We start from the raw sequence: 2,051 nt of genomic DNA, 5'->3' as shown, positions 1-2,051 counted from the left end.
TCGGCGCACATCTTCGTCGGCGTGCAGATCAAGCGGCGCGACGAATCGGACGAGATCGCGCGCAACTTCGCCGTGCACGGCTTCGACACTGTCGATCTGTCGGGCGACGAGCTGTCGAAGCAGCACGTCCGCTACATGGTCGGCGGCCGCTCGCCGCTCGCGCACGACGAGCGGCTGTTCCGCTTCGAATTCCCCGAGCGGCCGGGCGCGCTGATGAAGTTCCTGTCGTCGATGGCGCCCGACTGGAACATCAGCCTGTTCCACTACCGGAACCAGGGCGCCGACTACAGCTCGATCCTCGTCGGCCTGCAAGTGCCGCAGGCCGACCACGCGGAGTTCGAGCGCTTCCTCGCGGCGCTCGGCTATCCGTTCTGGGAAGAGAGCGGCAATCCCGCGTATCGCCTCTTCCTGTCCTGATCCGCAATCCCCATACGATATGAACCCCGAACACTCCCCGCTCGGCAAGACGACCGTCTACTCGGGCGCCTACGATGCGTCGCTGCTGTTTCCGATCCCGCGCGCGGGCGCGCGCGAGCAGATCGGCATCGGCGCGCAGCTGCCGTTCTTCGGCACCGACATCTGGAACGCGTACGAGCTGTCGTGGCTCAACGCGCGCGGCAAGCCGCAAGTCGCGATCGCGACGTTCTACGTGCCGGCCGAATCGCCGAACATCGTCGAATCGAAGTCGTTCAAGCTGTATCTCGGCTCGTTCGCGCAGACCGCGTTCGAATCGATCGACGCGGTGCGCGACACGCTCAAGCGCGACGTGTCGGCCGCATGCGGCGCGAACGTGACGGTGCGCCTTGCGCCGCCCGCCGAATTCCGCAAGCTGCAGATGGACGAGCTCGACGGGCTGTCGCTCGACCGCCTCGATCTCGAAGCCGACGTCTACGAGCCCGATCCGTCGTTCCTCACCGCGTCGCACGACGAGGCGCCCGTCGAGGAGACGCTCGTCACCGATCTGCTGAAATCGAACTGCCCGGTGACGGGCCAGCCAGACTGGGGCAGCGTGCAGATCCACTACATCGGCGCGCCGATCGATCATGCCGGCCTGCTGCGCTACATCATTTCGTTTCGCAATCACACGGGCTTTCACGAGCAGTGCGTCGAGCGGATCTTCGTCGACATCCTGCGCGCGTGCAAGCCGGTGAAGCTCGCCGTCTACGCGCGTTACACGCGCCGCGGCGGGCTCGACATCAATCCGTTCCGCACCAATTACAACCAGCCGATGCCGGACAACGCGCGCACCGCGCGGCAGTGACGCGCGGGCGGTGACGCTCGCGGCGCGAGCGTCGCGCGCCGCCATCGGCCGTCACCGAGCGCCGCCTGCGTGCGAATGCTCGGCTTGCCGCGAGATGGCGAGAGATGGCGCGGGATGGTGCGAGGCGATCGGTCAGCCGCGCCCCGCCCGCGAGCGCCGATCCGGTTCGCCCATGAAAAAACGGGGCCCGCTCGGGGCCCCGTTTTTCGTTTACCGCCGACGTGCCGCGCGCGGCGCGCGCCGCGTCACTTCGCCGGCGCCTTGTACGCGATACAGTCGACTTCGACCTTGCAGTCGATCACCATGCTCGACTGCACGCACGCGCGCGCGGGCGGATGCTCGCCGAAATACGAGATGAAGACCTTGTTGAACGACGCGAAATCGCGCGCGTCGTCGAGCCACACGCCGCAGCGCACGACGTGCTCGAGGCCGTAGCCCGCTTCCTTCAGGATCGCGATCACGTTCTCGATCGCCTGCTTCGACTGCGTGACGACCCCGCCCTCGACGACCTCGCCGTTCACCATCGGCGTCTGGCCGGACACGTAGAGCCACCCGTCCGCCTCGACCGCACGCGCGAACGGCATCACCTGACCGCCCGTGCCCTTCGCTTCGCCCACGCCATATCGCTTCATCGTTTCACTCCTTCGTTTCGTTTGCCAACGCGCGCCGCCCGCGCAAGGCGCGCGGCGCGCGACGTTCCATTGCCGACGTTCCATTGCCGACGTTCCATTGCCGACGTTCCATTGCCGACGTTCCATTGCCGACGTTCCATTGCCGACGTTCCATTGCC

2 protein-coding genes and 1 pseudogene are annotated in these 2,051 nt (G+C 66.7%); 2 read left to right on the top strand and 1 reads right to left on the bottom strand.

The window, feature by feature from the left end; translation table 11 throughout:
• Positions 1-417: pseudogene (locus tag X946_RS05245) on the top strand (threonine ammonia-lyase, biosynthetic); the annotation flags it as partial.
• Between the two features lie 19 nt (positions 418-436).
• On the top strand, positions 437-1,261 hold the full coding sequence (queF, locus tag X946_RS05240) for an NADPH-dependent 7-cyano-7-deazaguanine reductase QueF (protein ID WP_038744705.1): 825 nt from the start codon (positions 437-439) through the stop codon (positions 1,259-1,261).
• A 245-nt stretch (positions 1,262-1,506) separates the two neighbouring features.
• Here the strand turns inward: queF and X946_RS05235 are convergent, their stop codons facing one another.
• Positions 1,507-1,893 (bottom strand): RidA family protein, encoded by a 387-nt coding sequence (locus X946_RS05235; RefSeq protein ID WP_038744704.1) that lies wholly within the window; start codon positions 1,891-1,893, stop codon positions 1,507-1,509.
• Positions 1,894-2,051 lie beyond the last annotated feature (158 nt).

This window comes from Burkholderia sp. ABCPW 111, assembly GCF_000773065.1.
Classification (GTDB): Bacteria; Pseudomonadota; Gammaproteobacteria; order Burkholderiales; family Burkholderiaceae; genus Burkholderia; species Burkholderia savannae.
Note: the sequence above shows the minus strand (reverse complement) of the source record. Positions and strands in the feature narration are given on the sequence as shown.